General features: G+C 37.2%; 20 protein-coding genes. 18 read left to right on the top strand and 2 right to left on the bottom strand.

Going from position 1 to position 21,776, the window contains the following annotated elements:
* Nucleotides 1-6 precede the first annotated feature (6 nt).
* From GTR01_RS10765 to GTR01_RS10805, 9 genes are all read left to right on the top strand, one after another.
* On the top strand, nucleotides 7-1,491 hold the full coding sequence (locus GTR01_RS10765) for an aldehyde dehydrogenase (NADP(+)) (RefSeq protein WP_160137840.1): 1,485 nt from the start codon (nucleotides 7-9) through the stop codon (nucleotides 1,489-1,491).
* The gene (locus GTR01_RS10770; RefSeq protein ID WP_160137841.1) at nucleotides 1,488-2,486 is read left to right on the top strand and encodes a 4-hydroxyproline epimerase; all 999 of its coding nucleotides are present in this window, start codon (nucleotides 1,488-1,490) and stop codon (nucleotides 2,484-2,486) included. The genes GTR01_RS10765 and GTR01_RS10770 overlap by 4 nt, the downstream gene beginning before the upstream one ends.
* 14 nt (nucleotides 2,487-2,500) lie before the next feature.
* Nucleotides 2,501-3,766, top strand: coding sequence for an NAD(P)/FAD-dependent oxidoreductase (locus GTR01_RS10775; RefSeq protein ID WP_160137842.1), 1,266 nt, complete (start codon nucleotides 2,501-2,503; stop codon nucleotides 3,764-3,766).
* 81 nt (nucleotides 3,767-3,847) lie between these two features.
* Nucleotides 3,848-6,004, top strand: a complete 2,157-nt coding sequence (locus tag GTR01_RS10780; RefSeq protein WP_160137843.1) for a zinc-dependent metalloprotease — start codon at nucleotides 3,848-3,850, stop codon at nucleotides 6,002-6,004.
* Nucleotides 6,005-6,447: 443 nt separating this feature from the next.
* Complete coding sequence (locus tag GTR01_RS10785) at nucleotides 6,448-8,163, top strand: phospholipase effector Tle1 domain-containing protein (RefSeq protein WP_160137844.1); 1,716 nt, start codon at nucleotides 6,448-6,450, stop codon at nucleotides 8,161-8,163.
* A gap of 58 nt (nucleotides 8,164-8,221) precedes the next feature.
* Nucleotides 8,222-9,205, top strand: a complete 984-nt coding sequence (locus GTR01_RS10790; protein ID WP_228452214.1) for a DUF2931 family protein — start codon at nucleotides 8,222-8,224, stop codon at nucleotides 9,203-9,205.
* 19 nt (nucleotides 9,206-9,224) lie between these two features.
* Nucleotides 9,225-10,277, top strand: coding sequence for a hypothetical protein (locus GTR01_RS10795; protein ID WP_160137846.1), 1,053 nt, complete (start codon nucleotides 9,225-9,227; stop codon nucleotides 10,275-10,277).
* A gap of 86 nt (nucleotides 10,278-10,363) precedes the next feature.
* Complete coding sequence (locus GTR01_RS10800; RefSeq protein ID WP_160137847.1) at nucleotides 10,364-10,519, top strand: hypothetical protein; 156 nt, start codon at nucleotides 10,364-10,366, stop codon at nucleotides 10,517-10,519.
* Between the two features lie 396 nt (nucleotides 10,520-10,915).
* Nucleotides 10,916-11,416: a GNAT family N-acetyltransferase gene (locus GTR01_RS10805; RefSeq protein ID WP_160137848.1), complete on the top strand. Its 501-nt coding sequence runs from the start codon at nucleotides 10,916-10,918 to the stop codon at nucleotides 11,414-11,416.
* A 61-nt stretch (nucleotides 11,417-11,477) separates the two neighbouring features.
* Here GTR01_RS10805 and GTR01_RS10810 read toward each other — a convergent pair whose 3' ends face one another.
* Nucleotides 11,478-11,870: a DoxX family protein gene (locus tag GTR01_RS10810; RefSeq protein WP_160137849.1), complete on the bottom strand. Its 393-nt coding sequence runs from the start codon at nucleotides 11,868-11,870 to the stop codon at nucleotides 11,478-11,480.
* A 43-nt stretch (nucleotides 11,871-11,913) separates the two neighbouring features.
* The gene (locus GTR01_RS10815) at nucleotides 11,914-12,897 is read right to left on the bottom strand and encodes a polysaccharide deacetylase family protein (RefSeq protein WP_160137850.1); all 984 of its coding nucleotides are present in this window, start codon (nucleotides 12,895-12,897) and stop codon (nucleotides 11,914-11,916) included.
* 89 nt (nucleotides 12,898-12,986) lie between these two features.
* Between GTR01_RS10815 and GTR01_RS10820 the strand changes: the two genes are divergently transcribed.
* From GTR01_RS10820 to GTR01_RS10860, 9 genes are all read left to right on the top strand, one after another.
* Nucleotides 12,987-13,841 (top strand): AraC family transcriptional regulator, encoded by an 855-nt coding sequence (locus GTR01_RS10820; protein WP_160137851.1) that lies wholly within the window; start codon nucleotides 12,987-12,989, stop codon nucleotides 13,839-13,841.
* 105 nt (nucleotides 13,842-13,946) lie between these two features.
* Nucleotides 13,947-14,363 carry an RrF2 family transcriptional regulator gene (locus GTR01_RS10825; protein WP_160137852.1) on the top strand — a complete coding sequence of 139 codons (417 nt, stop codon included), beginning with the start codon at nucleotides 13,947-13,949 and terminating at the stop codon, nucleotides 14,361-14,363.
* An 80-nt stretch (nucleotides 14,364-14,443) separates the two neighbouring features.
* On the top strand, nucleotides 14,444-15,157 hold the full coding sequence (locus GTR01_RS10830) for a phosphoadenylyl-sulfate reductase (protein ID WP_160137853.1): 714 nt from the start codon (nucleotides 14,444-14,446) through the stop codon (nucleotides 15,155-15,157).
* A 13-nt stretch (nucleotides 15,158-15,170) separates the two neighbouring features.
* The gene (cysD, locus tag GTR01_RS10835) at nucleotides 15,171-16,079 is read left to right on the top strand and encodes a sulfate adenylyltransferase subunit CysD (RefSeq protein WP_160137854.1); all 909 of its coding nucleotides are present in this window, start codon (nucleotides 15,171-15,173) and stop codon (nucleotides 16,077-16,079) included.
* 105 nt (nucleotides 16,080-16,184) lie between these two features.
* Nucleotides 16,185-17,423: a sulfate adenylyltransferase subunit 1 gene (locus GTR01_RS10840; RefSeq protein WP_160137855.1), complete on the top strand. Its 1,239-nt coding sequence runs from the start codon at nucleotides 16,185-16,187 to the stop codon at nucleotides 17,421-17,423.
* Nucleotides 17,424-17,428: 5 nt separating this feature from the next.
* The gene (gene epsC, locus GTR01_RS10845; RefSeq protein WP_160137856.1) at nucleotides 17,429-18,259 is read left to right on the top strand and encodes a serine O-acetyltransferase EpsC; all 831 of its coding nucleotides are present in this window, start codon (nucleotides 17,429-17,431) and stop codon (nucleotides 18,257-18,259) included.
* A 27-nt stretch (nucleotides 18,260-18,286) separates the two neighbouring features.
* Nucleotides 18,287-19,198: a cysteine synthase A gene (cysK, locus tag GTR01_RS10850; RefSeq protein ID WP_160137857.1), complete on the top strand. Its 912-nt coding sequence runs from the start codon at nucleotides 18,287-18,289 to the stop codon at nucleotides 19,196-19,198.
* Between the two features lie 25 nt (nucleotides 19,199-19,223).
* On the top strand, nucleotides 19,224-20,069 hold the full coding sequence (gene cobA, locus GTR01_RS10855; protein ID WP_160137858.1) for a uroporphyrinogen-III C-methyltransferase: 846 nt from the start codon (nucleotides 19,224-19,226) through the stop codon (nucleotides 20,067-20,069).
* A complete protein-coding gene (locus GTR01_RS10860; RefSeq protein ID WP_160137859.1) occupies nucleotides 20,059-21,768 on the top strand; it encodes a sulfite reductase flavoprotein subunit alpha in 1,710 nt (569 codons plus the stop codon). The genes cobA and GTR01_RS10860 overlap by 11 nt, the downstream gene beginning before the upstream one ends.
* Nucleotides 21,769-21,776 lie beyond the last annotated feature (8 nt).

The raw sequence follows: 21,776 nt of genomic DNA on the forward strand, positions 1-21,776 counted from the left end.
AAAGCTATGATCGAAGAAACATCAAAACAAAATATTGATCTGAGCATTCAGATGGCTTCTGAAGCTTATCAATTCCTGAAAAATACAACAATAAAAGAACGGGCAGCATTGATGAATACTGTTGCCGATCAAATTGAAGCGTTGGGAGATGAACTTTTCACCATTGCTCATTCTGAAACTTCATTACCTCTGGCAAGACTTACAGGTGAAAAAGCCCGAACAGTAGGCCAATGGCGAAGTTATGCAAAAGCAGTAGCCTCCGGAATATACACAGAACCAAGAATTGATCTTGCCCAGCCAGAGAAACAGAAAGGAGATCTCAGAAAATATAATATAGGATTAGGGCCTGTGGTGGTCTTTGGAGCCAGTAATTTTCCGTTTGCTTTTTCCACTGCAGGTGGTGATACTGCAAGTGCCATAGGAGCAGGATGTCCTGTGATTGTAAAAGCACATCCGGGTCACCCCAAGACCTCTCAAATCATGGCTGATGTTATAACGAGTGCTGTAAAAGAATTCGGATGGCCTGAAGGTATTTTTAGCCATATTACCGGAACAACCTATGAGATTGGTGCTTATTTAACGCAGCATCAGGACATTCAGGCAGTAGCATTTACCGGTTCATTTAGTGGCGGGAAAGCGTTGTTTGATATTGCTAACCGTCGTGAAAACCCTATTCCGGTTTTTGCAGAAATGGGAAGTATCAATCCGGTTTTTGCATTACAAAACCTACTGGAAAATAAAGCAGAAACCTTAGCCAAGGAATATGTTTCATCATTAACATTAGGAGTAGGGCAATTCTGTACCAATCCAGGGGTATTTATTGCTCTTAAAGGAGCATCATTGGATCGCTTTATTGCTGCAATAAAAAATGAAATTAGAGGAACTATCCCTTCTAATATGCTTCACAAAGGGATATATGACAACTTTGAAAAACATAAATCTATTGCATTACAACAACCCGATATTGAAATAATGGCATCGGCTGAAGCAGAAGACGGAAAGGGAAGCGCTGTGATTATAAAAACAAATACCAAAAGCTTTATCAATAATCCTGTATTGAGTGAAGAAGTGTTCGGCCCTTTTGGAATTATTGTCACTTGCGAAAATCAGGAAGAATTCATACACATTGCTCAAAAGTTAAAAGGCCAGCTAACCATTACTGTAGCAGCAACGCGTGATGATGTATATGAAAATTCAGCATTAATCAGTCTTTTGAAAGATAAATGCGGAAGATTATTATTCAACGGAATGCCTACAGGAGTAGAAGTTGTTTATGCTATGCAGCACGGAGGGACATTCCCGTCTACAACAGATTCCCGTTTTACTTCAGTAGGCCCAGATGCAGTTAAGCGATTTGTTCGTCCCATTTCTTTCCAAAATTGGCCGGATGAATTTTTACCCGACGAACTGAAGAACGAAAATCCATTACAAATTAGCAGAATGGTGGATGGAGAAATTCATTCAGGATCATTAAAATTAGAAACAATATGAACAGAACATTTTTTTGCATAGACTCTCATACCTGTGGCTGTCCTGTACGTCTTGTTGCAGGAGGTGCCCCAATTTTAAAGGGAAACTCTATGATGGAGCGCAGACTTCACTTCATGAAAGAATATGATTGGATTCGAAAAGGGTTAATGTTTGAACCTCGCGGACATGATATGATGAGTGGAAGTATTCTTTATCCTCCTGTTGATGAAGAAAATGATATTGGAGTTCTATACATTGAAACCAGTGGCTGCTTACCGATGTGCGGACATGGAACTATCGGAACAGTTACCATTGCTATAGAAGAAGGTTTAGTAGTTCCTAAAATTCCTGGAAAATTACGTTTAGAAACCCCTGCAGGACTTATTCTCATAGATTATATACAGGAAGGAAAAAAAGTAATATCGGTAAAACTAACCAATGTGAAGTCTTTTCTCTATGCTGAAAATCTTGAAGTCGAATGTCCCGATCTTGGGCATATAAAGGCCGATGTTGCCTATGGAGGAAATTTTTACGCCATTATTGATCCTCAGGAAAACTTTAGAGATATTTCTGACTTTACAGCAAGTCAGCTTATCCATTATGGAAAGATTATCAGGAAATTACTTAATGAAAAATATCAATTCATCCATCCTGAAAATGAACATATTTCCGGATTAAGCCATATTCAATGGACGGGAAATCCCAAAGATCCCAAAGCCAGTGGACGAAATGCCGTATTAGTAGGTGAAAATGCCTTAGACCGTTCCCCTTGCGGAACAGGAACATCAGCAAGAATGGCTCAATGGTATGCTAAAGGTAAACTAAAAGAAGGGGAAGAATTTATCCATGAAAGCTATATCGGATCTCAGTTTATAGGAAGAATTGAGGGCACAGCCACCATTGATGGTAAACCGGCTATTATCCCTTCAGTAGAAGGCTGGGCAAGAATTACCGGTTATAATCAGATTATTATTGATGATGAAGATCCTTATTGGCAGGGCTTTCAGGTAATGTAAAGTTTGTAAAAAGTATGACACAAAATAAAGGCAAAGCACTGATTATCGGTGCAGGAATAGCAGGACTAAGTTCAGCATATTATCTTTTACAAAAAGGCTGGCAGGTAGAAATACTGGAACAGAATGACCTTAGCAACAATTGTTCTTACGGCAATGCAGGAATGATTGTCCCCAGCCATTTTACCCCATTAGCCGCACCCGGAGTTGTTGCACAGGGGATCCGCTGGATGTTTGACAGTAAAAGTCCGTTTTATGTGAAGCCTTCACTCAGTACTCAATTGTTATCCTGGGGACTTAAATTTCTGAAACATTCCAATCAGAAACATGTAGACTATTCAGCAACAGCAATCAGGGATCTCAATTTGGCAAGCAGCAGTCTTTACAATGAAATTGCTCAAAATCCTGAATTTGATTTTGAATTGAATCAAAACGGAATTCTAATGCTCTATAAAACGGAAAAAGTAGCAGAAGAGGAAACAGAGCTAGCCCATAAAGCCATCAGTTTAGGATTGCCTGTAGATATTCTGGATAAAAAGAAAATTCAGGAATTGGAACCCAATACCCAATTGGATGTCATGGGAGGAATCAATTACAAATGTGATGGTCACATGAATCCTGTAAAGCTGATGAAGCAAATGATCTCTTACCTTAAAAGTAGTGGCGTTATTTTCCACACACAGCACAAGGTAACGGGATATGAAATTACAGGAAACACCATACATGCGATAATAGCAAATGGTAAAAAATTTTCAGCAGACCGTTTTGTAATGACTGGAGGTTCATTTTTGCCGGAACTTGCCCAAAAAGCAGGGATTAAAATTCAATTGATGCCAGGGAAAGGGTATTCTTTTATGCATACTCCGGAAAACTCAATCCATAGATTGGAGCATGCTGCATTATTATTAGAAGCAAGAGTAGCGGTAACCCCTATGAATGGACAAATCCGTTTTGGAGGAACTATGGAACTGGCTTCTCATCAGGATAAAATTAATATGAAAAGAGTAGAAGGAATTGTCCAATCTATCCCAAAATATTTGCCAGATTTTCAGGTTAAATTACCCAAAGAATCGGAAATCTGGTTGGGTTACAGACCTTGTGCTCCTGACGGACTTCCCTATCTGGGACAATCTTCCCAATTAAAAAACTTGATCATCGCAGGCGGCGGTGGTATGATGGGACTAAGCTTGGGACCCATTTTTGGAAAAACGGTTTCAGAACTTGCCAATGACCAAACGCCAACGGTTGAGATAAAGATATTCAACCCTGAAAGATTTAATTAAAAAACATCACATAACACACAAAATTATGCCAAAAACAATTTGATTATTCAAATAATTTATTAACAAACAAATCCAAAATTTATGAAAAAATTTAAATTACTATTACTTGTTTCCCTATTTCCAATAATAGGTTTTGCTCAAGAAAACAGACCTCATGAGTGTAAAGCAGATGAAATGATGAAAAAACATTTTGAACGGCACCCTGAATCTAAGGCTGAATATGAAAATTTTGAAAAATTCACCAAAGATTTTGTAAAAAAAATGGAATCAAACAAAACTCCATTGAATCAAAAGGTCAATGCTCCCACCTATATCATACCTGTGGTTTTTCATGTGTATGGAGAATCTCAGAGTAATGTAAAGGTAAATTACCAAAAAGTAGTTGACTTGCTGCAACAAATCAACTTAAATTTCAATGGAATTAATACCGATTCAAACACTATAGATTCTTACTTTCAGCCTATTAGGGGCACATTAAGTATTGAATTCCGCTTAGCTAAAATTGACCCAACCGGAAAAGCAACAAGCGGAGTGGTATTTCACCCTTTCAAAAGTGGATATGGCAACGGAGGCGGATATGATGCCCAAATTGGCGCAGATGCATGGGATAATACAAAGTATATGAATGTGTATATACAAAATGATCTATATGCTGATAAAGATTTATATCAATCAGGAGTTGCCTGGTATCCGGATTCATACATGACTTCAGTAAACACAGCAAGAGTTGTTTATAATGGCCGTTATATATATGATGCTGCAGGAACTGTAGCTTCAAACGAGTTTTCTGATACATTCACTCACGAATTTGGGCATTGGTTAAATCTTCAACACACGTTCAATGTTCTTTGTTCAACTGCGAACCCTAGTAATGATGGTGACGGAGTTGCTGACACCCCTGTAGAAAATAATTCTTCCGGATTAGGGTGTACAGGTGGAAACAATTGTCTTGGACAAAAAGTGAACGTTGAAAACTATATGGGATACAACGGTTCCGCTGGTTGTTATAAAATGTTTACCAATGGACAAGTTAATAGAATGTTAGCCGCATTAAATCACCCGTCAAGAATAAATTTATGGCAGCCGGCCAATTTAGCCGCAACCGGAGTTGCCAATACTCTTCCTAAATTAACCCTTAGTAACAGTACCTTTACAGAGAACTTAAACAATAATGGAGCTGTATCATTAGATGGAACAGTAACATCTGCTCCTACATCAACCATTACCCTAAACGGAGCAACATTTGCCGTACCAAATGGAACAACTCTTATTGGAGGTACACATTTCAATTCTTCATTACCAGCAGGACTAACAGCAACTATAGCAGTTACAAGCCCTACTACAGCTACACTTACCATCAATGGTGCAGCAACCAGTCATTCTAAAGGTCAGGTTCTGAATTCTTCAATTACATTCCTAAATCCGGCTATAACAGGAGGCGTAACTTCATTAGGATCAACTACATCTTTAGCATTAACTTTTTCTTACAAAGATCCCTATAAAATAGTTACAGGAACTCCTTTGGAAAGTTATGCCAACCCAACACCAACAACAGTAACAACCAACTCCGGAGCACCTTGGAAATATTTTATCATTAACCCGGAGCTTAGTGATGATGCAGGGTATGGAGCTTGGTACTATGGAGCAAATCAATTAAAATTGGAAACCTATTGGAAAGGATTAGTATGTGGGGTAGGGACAAGAAATATTAGTTTAATTCCGTCTTGCACCACTATAAGTAATGCAAATAATATAGGGTATCCAACTGGTACTCCCGGGCAACTTGACGTGTACACCCCTACATATACTACCTGGTCTGGCAAAACAGCTTATGTTGGTTTTAGAAACCAATTCGAAGGTTATAATATTAACGGCTATTTCAAACTGAGTGTCGGAGCCAATGGTTCAGGTTATTCTGTAACTGAGTTTGCCTATAATACACAACCTTATGGCAGTATTACAACGCCTTGTCCATCATCATTATCACCATTATCCACTTCCGACATTGATATAACAAACTCAGAAACATCCATCTATCCAAATCCGGTTTCTGATGTATTGACTATTAAAACAAAAGGAGAAATTAAATCAATTTCTGTTTACGACATGTCCGGAAGAAAAATGAATGCTAAAGTTATGGGTGATAAGGTTGATGTTAAACACTTCCTAAGCGGAACCTATTTAATTGATATTGAAACTTCCTTAGGGAAATCTTCCCAAAAATTCATTAAAAAATAGGATCAAACGCAATATCGATACAATATTGAAGGTGGGCAGTATTCTGGAAATGGAACCCTTCTTGGCCAGTAGCCTCCTGATTACTGCTTCAAAGCGGTTACAAAACTGGTTTAAGACTTTTTAAACAGATACATTTAATGAAATAATTTAGTATTGATATGTTAGCTATTCACTTGTTGAATAAAAGATGGGCTTAATTTTTTAAGTCCATTTTTTATAATAAGTCCATATATATATATTCCATAATATGTGATTTATTTAAAATATTTTTTATATTTGAATAAACACTAAAACAACACAAATGATCTCTATTTTCAATCGCTTTCTGCATGATTCCTGCTATTTTATTAATACAAGGTTGTATAAAAATACATTCTTTGATATGCTACAGATCGGAAAAAGATATATGATTTTGTGAAAGAATAATTTTTAATACTATTATCATGAGCATAGAATATTTCGTAGAGGGAAAAATAAAAATTGAGGTAAAAGGTGATTATAAGGTGTTTTCTAAGGGAAACATCAATTTCAATAGTGAAAACGCTCTGGAACAATCGGCAACAGAATCCGGGGTTAGCTATAATAAAGCAAAGACAATACATCCTAATGATAAACCTGTCAATTTTTTAGATGTGAGTCTCAATCTTTTTTTTGATGGAACCCAAAACAATAAAACCAATACTGAAGCCAGGAATACAACCTCAAGAAATCATCAGGTATACCTTGAAACAGGAAATAAGAATGATGACAGCTATGAAAATGAATATTCCAATATAGCGCGAGGATTCGATGCCATAGATCCAGATGCCCAAAATCAGTTATCCTGGTATATAGAGGGCATAGGCACAGAGGATCTTGAATCGGATACTGTTTTTCCGGGAGTGGCGTTGGGGATGGGAAGCACTGGGGTGCAGGCCAAAGTAGTAAAAGGATGTATAAAAGGAGCGGAGGTTCTGAAAAAAAAGTATGAAGAAAGTGATATTGTTATAAGTACATTAAAAGTTAATGTATACGGCTTTAGCCGCGGGGCAACGGCAGCAAGGCACTTCCTGCATATTGCTACGTCTCCTGCTCTTACAAGAGAAGACCCTGCAGCAGGTATTGCCGGAGCTTTGAAGTCAGATTACGAAATCATCCGCCCGCCTTATCCTGTACCTGGCGGAGAAAAAAGAGTAAAGCGGAATCATCCTCTTGTAGAACAATATGGCTATTTTGGGGCATGCCTTGCCTACACAGGGTTAACCATAAACAAAATATTGTTTAATTTTGTTGGGTTGTATGATACGGTAGCCTCTTATGGAGTAGATCACAGAGGAAAAAAAGTAGCAGGAATGCCTCTTATTGAAGATGACACTAAGCAGTTGGGTCTGAATGCTGTGAAAAAAGCTTATTTTGTATTGCAGCTGGCCTCAGACGATGAGTACCGGGATAATTTTGATTTAACCAATATTGATAGTGCGGGTCTGCATGGTCTGGAGTTTACCCTTCCCGGGGTACACTCCGACATTGGCGGCTCTTACCTCAATGACAGTGAAGAATTATCCGTATTGTATTGTGAGGTTTATGATGTATACAAAAATCCTAAAACCCATAAAGAATGTGAAGCCTTCAAAAAAATAGTAGTGGAAGAAGGCTGGTATAATGAAGACCAGTTGGAAATCAGACATTTTTATCAGAAAGATGTAGGGTATGACAAAATTTGGAACAAAGGACTGATGTATTACGGGTTGATCGGCAGACGGAAATTGTACAATACCTACGACAGGATCCCTCTGAATCAGATGTTCCATTATTCCTCTCAGTTTGGAGTGGAGTATATAAATGAAAGGATTAATAAGAAACATAGTACCGAAGAAGATCCGTTTATTCATAGAGTGTACGGTCAATTGGTAAATTATATGAATACCTGCAATACTTTTCGCAATGGCTATGTAGAGCAGCCTCATTCTTCGGCTGCAGAATATGTGCAGGGTCTTAAAAAGATAAGCTATCTGGATAAAATTGATGAAAACGACCTGAAAATCCTGCGGGGGCAATACCTCCACTGGTCAGTAAAGGCCAACCAGATAGGATTGGATGTAAAACCTTATGATAATGGCCCCAAAAAGAAAGGCGCCCTGGAAAATAAACACCGAAAAAGAAATATACAAAATGGTTAGAACATTTATTCACCTCATTTTATTTTTATTTATATTAACTCAGAATATCAGTTGTCAGATGAAACAGGAACTCCCGGAATATAATGTGCAGATATGCCACCCTAATAATAAGCTAGAGATAGAATTTGTATCCGATTACATCAAAACCCTGGAAGGAGTTCCTGCCGGTCTACCTTACGGAGGTACTTCAGGAAGCTGGGGAGACTCAGGAAAGGGCTGGACAGAACAGCACGGAACCCCTATTGGGGCAGACATCACGTATTATTCCGGATATGAAGACACCTTCTACAGGCTTAATGTGGATTTCCCGGTAGAGAAAGTAAAAGATTATATGCAGCGTGCCTATGCCGTATCAGAAGGAGAAAGCTCCGAACCTTTAGAAGAATACAAAAGACCTGGTAAACAAATTCAATCCGGAGGCGGGAATCCCTATAACAGTTTTACGGATCTGATATTTGGTTTTGCTCCCAAAGGAATGGTTGTAGTATGGCTACAATTTAGTAGTGTAAGAATAGAACTTGGGCGATATCAGGCAGAGGTCATTAAGGACGATAAAGCATTAGAGAAAAAATTGTTTGCCTCATGGACGATGAATCGTGAGCAGGTAAAAGCAAGGGATTTTAATCCTGATGCCTCTCCTGTACAATGGGACAACTACCGTATCCGATATAACTGGAAGCCTAAAATTACCTCTTCTAATTCCAATTTCAGATTACTTAAAATATATATGGAGTATTACAATGCGGAGCGCGAAATTATGTTTCGTCCTTGGGTGCTGAGTCCACCCGAAAGAGCCAGGGCTATTCCTAAACAATTAAATTTTGTATGGACTACAGGCAAAGGAGAACAATATGTAGGCAAGGCTTTTTTTGATTGGGAAACGACAAATGAAGCATTCAAGAAAGCAGGCGGAAAAGGAAATATAGAATTCAAAATTGCTCCGGATAATGACAGTTATGAAGTCTTTATTGATAATCAGCCATTAAAAATGGACAGCATGAGAATTTTTAAAGATAATTATGAATATAAAGATTCTTATTAGGAAAAAAGATAGGTACAATATGAGTAAGAAAATTTTTAAATCAGCGACATTGAATAAAGGACTATATATTTTAGGGATATGTTGTAGTATTGTTTGTTTGGGGCAAAAGATTCCTAACTTGGAGGGAGAATATTATTTAAAGGGAAGCCAATCAGGCCTTTATATTTTTAATAAAAATCAGTTTCTTATTTTCGGGTATGCTACTGCAGTTAAAGGAAAAGTCGAGGTGATGGATGATGAGGTAATTTTTAAAGTAGATCATCCTGATAATACTTTTTTATTGTATGGAAGAAACTCCGGAAATGATCGGATACTTTTTAATGAAAATATATTAAGATATGGCATTTTCTTTGGAAATTCGTCCACAAAAGAGACAGAACCACTGCTAAAATCTGTACAAAAAGAAGAATCTGTTTACTGTCGGTCTCATAAATACTTTTTGCCTTATACGAATGATAATTTTTTTATAGTCAGATCCGAAGACGACCCCAATTTATTGACTTATTTTAATAATGATAAGAAGTATACAGATCTTTTATTGGAATACCTTCCTGCAGATCCGGATGTGTCCTTTTTAAATGGAATATTTCTTATTAAAAATGGAAAACTACATTTTGATAATAAAAATATACAAAAGAGAGATTTACATCTTACAACTGAAATTAAAAAAATTATAACTGGAATAGATCAGATAGATTCTGTTTTCGATAAAAACGTTATATATCTTAATGAAGAATATGAACCGGTTGTGAGTGAGACTATTGATCTTAAACAGTATTCTTATAATAAATTATCCAATCAGTATACGAGAAAGAAAATATTAAAAAGTGATCAAGAAAGTCTTAATATTTTATATAGGTATGATAAAATAAGTCCTATAATATATTCAAATGCTAAATTCAAACAGAACATTAATAGTTTTTTAAATATGAAATGTTTAAAAACACCTAAAGCATTTATAGAGGAAAATAATGACAAAAAAGCAAAAGATAGTACGGTCTATATAAAACCTATGTCAGTGAATGGAACGATTCTGGAAAAACCTGGAAAGAGCAGTATGGAACACCAATAGGTGTAGATATTACTTACTATTCAAGATATGAAAATCTCCATTATCATTGGGATGTAGGCTTTCCGGTGAATAGCATAGAGAATTATATGGAACGAGCTTATTCCAGAGTTGAGGATAAGGAAGGGGAGACTCAGGAATATAGGAAGTTAGGAAGAGGTTTTGAATCTGGAGGGAGAAAAGTTTATGACAGTTTTTCTACATTGGTGTTTGGTTTTGCTCCCAAAAGAATGGTGGTAGTATAGCTTAAGTTCAGCAACATACGGATAACGACAAATGAAGCATTCAAAAAAGCAGGCGGAAAAAGCAATATAGAATTCAGAATTGCCCCGGATAATGACAGTTATGAAGTCTTTATTGATAATCAACTACTAAAAATAGACAGCATGAGAATGTTTAAAGATGATAATAATAAATACAAGGATTCTTATTAGGAAAAAACATCTGGAAAAAGATATATACAAAATGGTTAGAACACTTATTCTGGATATTGATATACTAGTATTCACTTGTTGAATAAAAGATGGGCTTAATTTTTTAAGTCCATTTTTTGTTTTATGACGAATATTATCAGGTTTTATCGGCAATTGTGAGTTTATTTACGTAATTTTATTCATTAATTTCAAACGCAAATTATTCTTATGTACTATAAAAACGATACCATCATCATACGGGAGTTTATCCCTCAGGAACTCCATTTATTTTTAGACCTGTTTAAAAACGAAAACGTTACCCGTTATCTGCCTTACAAATCTCCTGAAGAATTTAAAGAAATGTTTGAAAAAGCTTTGTTAGATTATAAAGAAGGGCCATTCAGCAGATGGGGAATATTTGATGCTCAGAATAATGATTTTGTTGGAATGTGTCTGGCCAGAGCTTTTCATCATAATCCTAATCAGGCAGAAATTGGATATATCCTTGGAGAAAACTATTGGGGAAAAGGAATCGGAACCCAAATATGCAAAGCCCTTACCAGCCATTGCCTTTCAACAGATGAAAAGAAAGAAATTGTTGCCGTAACAGATCTTGATAATATTGGTTCTCAAAAGGTGCTTCTTAAATGCGGATTTAACAGAAATGAAAATCTGATAGAAGAAAACAGAGAGCTCGCTTATTTTTTATATTCAAAAGAATCAGAATAGAGTAAGAAACTGAAAGAGAGAAAGTAAACGGAATGATCTTTTCTGTTTACTTTCTCTTTTATTATTTACTATTGCTGTCCAGAGAGAGATCATTATCATCCAATCTGGAAATCAGGATATAAAACAATCCTGCATAAATCATCTGAACCCCCATAGCTTCCCAATTTTCAACCGTACTGCTGCCAAAGAGCAGTAGAATAATCAGTGAAGCACCTGCCATAGCTGCAATTCTTGTTTTGAAACCAATGATAAGCATAAGCCCAATAATAAATTCTAAAAAGGGAAGTGCAGTACTGAACATTTGCACAAATAATTCGGGAAGCCAGCTTTTTCCAAAACTTTTCACCATTCCGTCAGCAAAATCCTGAAGTTTAGCTAATCTGACTAGTCCATGTCCGAAAAAATTAATTCCCATCGATAATCGAAGGAAGAAATAGGCTGTTTTTTTATTCATAGAAATATATTTTGAGTATTATTTTAATCTGAAAGGTAAATTGTTAATCATTAAACTTTGCTTCGCTATTATCAACAGGAGTATCCGGATCATTTATCACCATTTTAGCAATCTCATCCTTTCTCATAAAGACAACACCCTGTTTCTCTTTGGTATATTTAATAAATTCTTCCATCGCGTGAACCATTGCAGGAGTTCCACCTATTCTGTCATGGAAACTGATGCTCATCATCCTTCTTTTTGTTCCTCCTTCCTCATAAAGCCTGTCAAATTCAAACTTTAATTGAGTAAGAAACTGATCGGGACTCCAGTGTTTTCCTTCAATATTGACAATATCATTATTCCTAAGGGTATACGGAATCACTACGAAATTTTTCCCTTTCACCTTGGTAATAAAAGGCTCATCATGGCTCAGATCATCAATATGGTATAGGAATCCCAGCTCCTGCAGTACTTTCAGCGTATTGGGACTTCTTCTCAGCCAATTACAGTTGTATCCTACAGCTTTCTGCCCTGTGATCTTTTCAACAACATCCACACCTTGTTTTACAAATTGTAATTCTTCAGCATACCCCTTATTCCATTGGTTATCCCAGGAAATTCCATGAGCTGCAATCTCATGTCCGCCTTTTACAATAGCTTTTGCTATTTCCGGATATTTCTCAGCAGCTGTTCCTACTACATGAGAAGTTACTTTGATGTCATATTCTTTCCATAGATCCAGCATTCTGTAAATTCCCTCATTTCCACCATAACGGTACCAGCTTTCTGCAGGGAGATCCGGCTGGCCTTTAGGAAGTGGGGTATTACTGAAGGGGCTTTCGGCTCCATCAGGCTGACCTCCCGTTTCAAACTGCATGGATACCGAAATGACCAATTGAGCTCCATTGGGCCAATGCTTCTTCTTTGTTACTGGAAGATTTTTTTCTTCAGGATTACCTTTTCGCTGTCTGTCGTTAGCTTTAAAACCAGGAATCCAAAATATAGTTGCCGCAAGCAGCATTACAGATTGTCTTATATATTTCATTTTAAATGTATTTATATTGCAAAATTGACTATTTATCCACCTGCTATTATTGTAAAAATTAATCATAAATTTGTAAAAATCCATTATGCATGAAAAGAATTGTCAATTTCAATTCCTTCAATATTTTCAGGGTAGAAAAGGAAATCTGGGATATTGAATATCACAATCATAACTTCTACGAATTGATTATCATAGAAAACGGAAATGGCTCTCATCATCTGAATGGCATTACGTTCCCATACCAAAAAGGAGATGTGTTTCTTCTCAGACCCAGTGATGCGCATGAATTTACCATTAAGAGCAAAACCAGATTCATTTATATAAAATTTACAGAAGAATATATTTGGAAAAACTTTTTGATGAACAAGAGAAATGAGCTTAAAAAAATGCTTCAGCTTCTGATGGAAGACCGATCTTTTATTTACGAATCTGTGATTAAAAGTGAAACAGATAAAGAACACCTGCTTCAGCTTTCTGGTATTCTCCTGCATGAATTCAGCCATAAAGATCTGTATAATAAAGAAATTACTGCAGATCTCTTTTCAGGAATTCTCACTATTCTCATCAGAAATACCATGAGTAACACTACAAATCAGAAATGGGTTTCTAAAAATATAAGCAGAATTGATAGAATCCTCTATTATATAAATGTCAATTTTCTGGATACAGACAGAATGAAAATAGATAACATGGCCAAAGAATTTATGCTTTCCCCCAATTATATCAGCAATTATATCAAAAAAGAAACAGGTTTTTCTATTCAGCAGCATATTATCCAATATAAAGTAAAGACTGCAGAAAAATTGTTGCTTCAAAGCCATTATAACATCAGTGAAATTGCAGATAAGCTTGGTTTTAATGATGTTAGTCATTTCAATAAAATATTCAAAATCTACAGGAGCCAATCTCCATCTGCCTTTAAAAAAGAGAATAAAACTTCGTAAGTGTTTCAAAGCACCATAGATAAACCTCCTTTATTGATGAAACGATATTTTGCTTCAATAAAAACATTTCATTAATCAGATAATTTGTCATAACTTGCGTAAATTATGATGTCCAAACGTTGCAAATATGCGCTGAAAGCAATGGTCAGATTAGCAAGAAATTACAATCAAGGCTATCTGTCCACTTCAATTATTGCACAGGATGAAAACATTCCCAAAAAGTTTCTAGAGCAAATCCTTTTGGAGCTTAAAAGAACTAAACTTGTTAACAGTAAACAAGGAAAAGTAGGTGGATATTACTTGCTAAAATCACCTGATGAAGTATCACTGGCAGACATCTACCGTATTTTCGACGGCCCCATTGCATTAACTCCTTGCGTATCTTTAAACTTCTATGAAGCATGTGACGATTGTGTAGATGAAGCTGAATGTTACCTTAGAAACGAACTTATGATCGTTCGTGAGAAGACCAGAAAAAGCATGATGGAGGCCACTCTGAACAAGTTTATTGATAAAAAATAATTTTTTTTCATTTAAATTCTACTATTTTGATAGGAGTTATAGAATTTTATATATATTTGCATCAACAAAATTGAATGGAAATGGAAAATAGTCTGAAAAATGAATTCGAAAAATTAAAAGAAGAAATCTTAGAAGAGTCTTCTCAACAGGATATTTTGAAATCACTAACAGAAATATTTCCGGGTGAAGTAGTGTTTTCAACAAGCTTCAGTTACGAAGATCAGGTCATCACTCATTTGGTAAAAAACCTGAATGTAGAGATTTTCACATTAGACACGGGAAGACTTTTTGAACAGACTTATGAAACCTGGGCTTCTACAAAAGCTTTTTTCAAAAAAGAGATCAAAGCTTACTATCCGGATACTGAAGAATTGAAAGAATTTGTATCAGAAAACGGGCCCAATTCTTTTTATCAATCCGTAGAGCAGAGAAAAGCATGCTGTACTATTCGTAAAGTACATCCACTGAAATCTGCTTTGAAAGGATATAAAGTCTGGATTACCGGTTTAAGAGCTGAGCATTCCCCAAACAGGCAGAATATGCCATCATTGGAATGGGATGAAGATAACCAGATCATTAAGTTTCATCCACTTCTTCACTGGAACACAGAACAGGTGATAGACTACGTAAAAACTCATCAGCTTCCGTACAATTATCTTCATAAAAAAGGATTCGTAAGCATCGGATGTGAGCCCTGTACAAGAGCCATTCAGGAAGGAGAAGATTTCCGAGCAGGCCGCTGGTGGTGGGAAGATGCTAACAAAAAGGAATGCGGTCTACATATTCATCAATAAAAAAAAGAAAAACATGTCAACATATCATTTAGATTACCTGGATCAGTTGGAAGCTGAATCTATTTATATTTTAAGGGAAGTAGCAGGACAGTTTGAACGTCCGGCACTTTTATTCAGCGGTGGAAAAGATAGTATTGTACTGGCGCATTTAGCATCCAAAGCATTTCGCTACGGAAAAATACCTTTCAAGTTTGTTCATGTAGATACAGGACACAACTTCCCTGAGGTACTGAACTTTAGAGATCAGCTTGTGAATGAATTAGGAGTTGATTTGGTCGTTCGTAAAGTAGAAGAAACCATCAAACAGAAAGGTTTAACAGAGCCTAAAGGAAAATTCCCAAGCAGAAACTGGCTGCAGACCTTTACTTTACTGGATACTATTGAGGAATTTGAATTTGATGCCTGTATCGGAGGCGCTCGCAGAGACGAAGAAAAAGCCCGCGCCAAAGAAAGAATCTTCTCTGTTCGTGATGAATTCGGACAGTGGGATCCAAAACTTCAACGCCCGGAATTATGGAGCATCTTCAACGGAAAAATCCATAAAGGAGAAAATGTAAGGGTATTCCCGATCAGCAACTGGACAGAACTTGATATCTGGAACTATATCCGAAGAGAAAAAATTGAACTTCCTTCCATTTACTTTTCGCATGACAGGGAAGTGGTAGACCTCAACGGGCAGTGGATCGCCAATTCTCATCACGCCTCTCTTGAAACCAGTGATATAATCACTACAAAAAAGATAAGATACCGCACCGTAGGAGATATGACTTGTACCGCAGCCGTAGAATCTAAAGCAACAACCATTGATGCTGTGATTGAAGAAATTGTAGCCACAAGAATCTCTGAACGCGGTGAAACCAGAATTGATGACCGCGTGACAGAAGCAGCAATGGAAGATCGTAAAAAAGGAGGCTATTTTTAGATAAGTAATTAGCAATGAGTAATAAGTAATTAGATTAACAACTTTTTACTTATGGTATTCTCCATTACTCATTACCTATTATTCATTACTCATAAACAAAAACAGATGGATATATTAAGATTTATAACAGCAGGAAGCGTAGATGATGGTAAAAGTACCCTGATCGGAAGGCTGCTATACGATAGTAAAAGTATTTTACAGGATCAGTTAGAAGTACTGGAAAAACATTCTAAAAATAAAAATGATGACGGGGTAGACCTTGCTCTTCTTACGGACGGTTTACGTGCTGAAAGGGAGCAGGGGATCACCATCGATGTTGCATACAGGTATTTTTCAACCTCAAAAAGAAAATTTATCATTGCCGATGCGCCCGGTCACGTACAATATACAAGAAACATGATTACCGGAGCTTCCAACTCCGATTTGATGGTAATTCTGATTGATGCCCGTCAGGGAGTAATCGAGCAAACAAGAAGACATTCTATCATTGCTTCATTATTAAAACTGAAAAAAGTCGCTGTAGCCATTAATAAAATGGACATGGTGGATTATTCACAGGAAGTATTTGAAACCATTAAAACAGATTATGCTAAAATTGCGGAAAGTCTTGGATTAAATGAGGTAAGCTATTTCCCGATTTCAGCATTGAAAGGAGACAATATTGTTTCAGCATCAGCTCATACTGATTGGTATCAGGGAACTTCTCTTTTAGAATATCTGGAAAATGTAACGCTGAGTGAAGAATCAAATAGTGGAAGCCGTTTTCAGGTTCAATATGTCATTCGTCCTCAGACTGAAGAATTGCATGACTACAGAGGATATGCAGGACAGGTTTTAAGCGGTAAGTTTCAGAAAGGAGATCAAATCCAAATCCTTCCGGCAGGCATTACAACTGAAATTGCTAAAATCGAAGTCAACGGAATTGAAAAAGAAGAAGCTTTTGAAGGACAACCTGTTGTGATTCATATAACCGACGATGTAGATATCAGCAGAGGAGATATTTTTGCCACCCAAGAACAGCTGCCTGTCATAGAAAAAGACCTTGAAGTGCTGTTATGCTGGCTTGATCAAAAATCATTGCAGCCTGGTAATAAATACCTCTTACAGCAAAACAGCAGACTGATAAGAGCTGTAGTGAAAGAAATTGATTATAAGATTGATGTGAATACCCTTACCCAGGAAAAAGCAGAAGGGGATATCAAACTGAATGAAGTGGTAAAAGTAACTCTGCGAACGGCACAACCTTTGGTCTATGATAGTTTTATCAATAACAAAAGAACAGGTTCTGCAATTTTGGTAGATGAAACTTCTAATTCAACGGTTGCAGCCTGTATAATTCAGTAAAGAACATGTCAGTTAACCATCATTTTATAGAAAGAATTCATCAGAACAAACAGAATAAAACCCATGGATTCTTTGACAGAGCCAGAGTAAAGGTTTTTGTAACAGAATTGTACAAAGTATTATTTCTTCCACAAGAAGTCAATACTCCTGATCAACTGAAGCAGGATTTTGCTAAACTGCACGATCATCTTTCAGTCCTGATTAATACAATCACAAGAGATAAAGACCTTACCGAAGTTCAGGTAAATGCTTTTTTTGAGGCCTTGCCACAAATTTATGGTCATCTCGTTCAGGATGCACAGTCTATCCTTGAATTTGACCCGGCAGCAGACTCTCTGGAAGAAATATACCTTGCGTATCCAGGATATTTTGCAACCTATGTATACAGGATCTCGCATCAGCTCTGGAATCAGGAAGTACCTGTTTTACCCCGTGTTATTTCAGAATATGCACACAGCAAAACAGGAATAGACATTCATCCGGGAGCAGTGATTGGAGAATATTTCTTCATCGATCACGGAACCGGAATTGTCATCGGAGAAACTACCGTTATTGGCGATCATGTCAAAATATATCAGGGAGTAACCCTCGGTGCGTTGAATGTCTCTAAAGAAAAAGCCAACCAGAAAAGACATCCGAATATTGAAGACCATGTCATTATCTATTCAGGAGCCACTATTTTGGGTGGAAATACAACCATAGGCAGGGAAAGCGTTATTGGAGGAAATGTCTGGATCACACAAGATGTACCGCCCAATTCACTGGTCTATAACAAAAGTGAAATAAGAATAAAGGATAATAACCCCTTACCGGAATCATTAACCTTTGTAATATAAAACAGAAAAACAAAAAATTGTATTGATATGAAATTTCAGAATGCCCTAGAAACCATTGGAAATACACCAGTCGTAAAGATCAATAACTTATTCAATTCAGATCATGAGATCTGGATCAAATTAGAAAAAAGCAACCCCGGAGGAAGCATTAAAGACAGAATTGCTCTGGCAATGATTGAAGATGCAGAAGCCAAAGGATTACTGAATAAAGACAGTGTTATCATAGAACCTACCAGTGGAAACACAGGAATCGGATTAGCATTGGTAGCCGCAGTAAAAGGATATAAGCTGATTCTGGTAATGCCAGACAGTATGAGTATAGAACGCCGTAAGATCATGGAAGCCTATGGTGCTGAATTTGTGCTTACACCAAGAGAAAAAGGAATGAAAGGAGCCATCGAGAAAGCTAACGAATTAGCAGAAGAAACACCTAATTCATGGATCCCGAGACAATTTGACAATCCTGCGAACGTAAAAGTACATGTTGAAACTACAGCTCAGGAAATTTTAAAAGATTTTCCAGAAGGATTAGATTATGTGATTACAGGAGTGGGAACCGGCGGACACATTACTGGGATTGCCAAAGCACTAAAGCAACAGCTTCCCAACCTTAAAGTATTTGCAGTAGAACCTGAACTTTCTCCCGTATTAAGCGGTGGAAGTCCTGCACCGCATCCATTACAGGGTCTTGGAGCCGGATTTGTACCTTCCATTTTAGATATTACCCTTTTGGATGGAGTGATTACAGTAGGGAAGGATGAAGCCTATGAATATGCTATTAATGCGGCTAAAAAAGAAGGTCTTTTTGTAGGAATTTCTACAGGAGCCGCTTTAGCCGCTATCGCAAAACAATTACCGGAAATACAATCCGGAGCTAAAATTCTTACCATCAATTATGATACCGGAGAAAGGTATCTGTCTATTGAAGGACTCTTCTAAAATCCTTTAACTAACACCGATTTCAATGAACACAACAATAAAATCACCTAAGGTTTACCTTATCGGTGCAGGGCCTGGCAGCCCTGATTTGATCACAGTAAAAGCCGTAAAAGCTATTGCCAAAGCAGACGTTGTTCTTGCTGACCGTTTGGTAAGTCCTGAAATTTTAGAGACTTATGTTAATAAAGATACAGAGCTTATCTATGTAGGCAAAGAATGCAGTAAAAATGCGTCTACCCCTCAATCACTTATCAATACCCTAATGGTAGACTATGCTTTACAGAACAAAACAGTCGTAAGACTTAAAGGTGGCGATGTGTCTATTTTTTCTAATATTCTGGATGAACTTCAGTCTTTGAAAGAAAATCATATTCCATTTGAGATTATCCCCGGAATTACAGCTGCTTTGGGAGCTGCGGCCTATGCTGGAATGCCTTTAACAGCCAGAGGATATTCCACCTCCGTTCGTTTTCTGACATATTATAAGTCTGAAATTCTGACAGATGAATACTGGAAGGATCTTGCCAACACTCAGGATACGCTTGTATTCTATATGTCTAAAGGAAACCTGACCAATCTGGTAGAAAAGTTCATTGAACTAAATATTTCCAACGAGAAAAAAATCGCTGTGATTGAACAGGCCACAACCCCTTATCAAAAAGTGTATACCTCATCTTTTGAGGATTTCAGTAAAACACTTGGTGATAAAGCTTTTGCCTCGCCCTCATTAGTAGTGATAGGAAAAGTGGTGAACCTTCATGAAGAATTTTCCTGGTTGGAAAATGCAGAACAGGAAGGTCTTTATTTTAAATCAGTTGAAAACGGAAGCTTAGTACCAAAAACTCAAAATTTCTTCGAATATGCTGTCTGAAACTAAATTAAATATTCTTAAACAGATCTCCAGTGACTTTTCCAGAGATGAATCGATCTGGGCAAGCGGATACCTTGCAGGATTAGCAGGAACTCCTCTTACAGGGATACAGCCTCCTTTACAGGTGGCGCTGCCGGAACATAATACAGTTAAGAAAATCACGCTGGCTTATGGTACAGAAACCGGAAACAGTAAAAAACTGGCAACAGCTCTTGCCGGAATCATCAAGAAAAAAGGAATTCAGGTTAAATTAGCCGATCTTTCTCAATATAAGCCTAAAGACTTAGCAAAAGAAGAGTTTTTCTTTGTGGTTATCAGTACACAAGGAGAAGGAGATCCACCAGTATTGGCCAAGAAATTCTATGATTATATCTATGAAAATGAAATCAATCTCAGTACTTTAAAATTTGGGGTTCTGGCACTGGGAGACAGCAGCTATCCTCTATTCTGCAAAACAGGAGAGGATGTAGATTCCCGATTTGAAATTCTTGGAGCACAACGTATCATTACATTAAAAAAATGTGATATTGATTACGAACAGGATGCTCAAAACTGGATTGATCATGTTTTTGAAGCGGTAAACAATACTTCTGCCAGCAGTGTTAAAAATCCATCTGCTCAGAAAGCTTCAACAGGAAGAAAAAAATACCAGGGTACAGTATCTGCGATTATCAATCTGAACGATATTACTTCTGAAAAAGAAACCTATCATATTGAAATAGAAACGGAGGAGGCTTTAAGTTATCAGCCTGGTGCTGCGCTGGGAATTATTCCTTTCAATTCAAAATCTGTAGTGGGTGAAATTATTGCTATAACAGGCGTAGATCCAAAAAAACAGATTGAAACTGCAAAAATTACAGAAAGCGTAGAAGAACTTTTACTCAAACACCTTAATATCAGTTATTTATTAAAAACCGTAGTGGTTCAATATGCTAAGATTACAGGGCATTCTATTCCGGAAGTTCGTTTAAGTCTTTTGGATTTATTAAGAATTTATCCTGTGAAAAACGCAGAGGAATTTGAAGAAGTCATTCAGATCCTTACTGCTCAGGCACCACGGCTGTACTCCATATCTTCTTCTCCTGAAGCGCATGGCGAAAATGAGATCCATATTACCGTTGCCAGATCGGAATTCTTTATTGACCACCAGAAACACAACGGTCTGTGCAGCGGTTATCTCAGCCAGTTTAGCGAAGGCGGAGAAGTTGAATTTTATATTCAGGATGCAGGACATTTCAGGTTGCCGGAACCAGATAAAGATGTAATCATGATCGGGCCGGGAACAGGAATTGCCCCTTTCAGATCATTCCTTTGGGAACGTGATACTACTGGAGCAGAAGGGAAGAACTGGCTGTTTTTTGGAGACAGGAACTTTGTTTCAGACTTTATTTATCAGGCGGAACTTCAGGATTTCCTTAAAACAGGAAGTTTAACCCACTTGGATCTTGCCTTTTCAAGAGATACTGCTGAGAAAGTATATGTTCAGCATAAACTGGAGCAAAAAGCACAGGAAGTCTTTTACTGGCTGGAAAACGGAGCCTCCGTCTATGTCTGCGGAACCAAAGATCCTATGAGCCGTGATGTAGAAAATACCCTGCTCAATATTATTCAGCATCAGGGAAAACGCAGTCAGGAAGAAGCGGTTCATTATCTGGAAGAAATGGAGCTCAATGGCCGATATGCTAAAGATGTTTATTAAAAAGTACC

The sequence above is a fragment of the Chryseobacterium sp. c4a genome, from assembly GCF_009900745.1.
Classification (GTDB): Bacteria; Bacteroidota; Bacteroidia; order Flavobacteriales; family Weeksellaceae; genus Chryseobacterium.